We start from the raw sequence: 675 nt of genomic DNA, 5'->3' as shown, positions 1-675 counted from the left end.
GTAAGGGGGGCGATTACCACGGTAGGATTCATGACTGGGGTGAAGTCGTAACAAGGTAGCCGTATCGGAAGGTGCGGCTGGATCACCTCCTTTCAGAGCTTAAGTGCTCGTATTAAGTGTCCACTCTTATCGGTTGTTTGATATAGCTGGGATCAGTTGTAGGCTTGGGTCGAGGGGTTCTTCCCCAAGTCTTCAGCTACCTGACTACTGATCCGAGAAGGTTTTGGGTCTGTAGCTCAGTTGGTTAGAGCACCGTCTTGATAAGGCGGGGGTCGTTGGTTCGAATCCAACCAGACCCACCAAAGTATTTCGCGCAAGTGTTGATCACTGTGTGGGATATGGGGGTGTAGCTCAGCTGGGAGAGCGCCTGCTTTGCAAGCAGGATGTCATCGGTTCGATCCCGTTCACCTCCACCATTGATTCTCAAACAGTCGCCCTGGTGGTGATGTAGAGGCTAACTCATAGCGCTGTTGTCAGCGCTATGAGTTAGGTTTTACCTAACAGCTATATTCGTTCTTTAACAATCTGGAAGAAGCACAACGAAATGTACTTATTGAGTACTCGGCGCAAGCTGAAGAAAATAAGTACGGGTTGTGATTGCATTATTTTGTTCCAAGTTCTCAAGACTGGGGTGAATAACCTCAGACTGCTTTGAAACTTATGAACGGCACAAAC

At 48.3% G+C, this 675-nt stretch carries 2 tRNA genes and 1 rRNA gene; all 3 read left to right on the top strand.

Going from position 1 to position 675, the window contains the following annotated elements:
- A 16S ribosomal RNA gene (locus tag HV753_RS31120) occupies window positions 1-93 on the top strand; the annotation flags it as partial.
- Window positions 94-225: 132 nt separating this feature from the next.
- Window positions 226-302 (top strand) — tRNA-Ile (locus HV753_RS31115).
- 38 nt (window positions 303-340) lie between these two features.
- Window positions 341-416: transfer RNA gene (locus HV753_RS31110), tRNA-Ala, on the top strand.
- Window positions 417-675: the final 259 nt, after the last annotated feature.

The sequence above is a fragment of the Achromobacter pestifer genome, assembly GCF_902859625.1.
GTDB lineage: Bacteria > Pseudomonadota > Gammaproteobacteria > Burkholderiales > Burkholderiaceae_B > Achromobacter > Achromobacter pestifer.
Note: the sequence above shows the minus strand (reverse complement) of the source record. Positions and strands in the feature narration are given on the sequence as shown.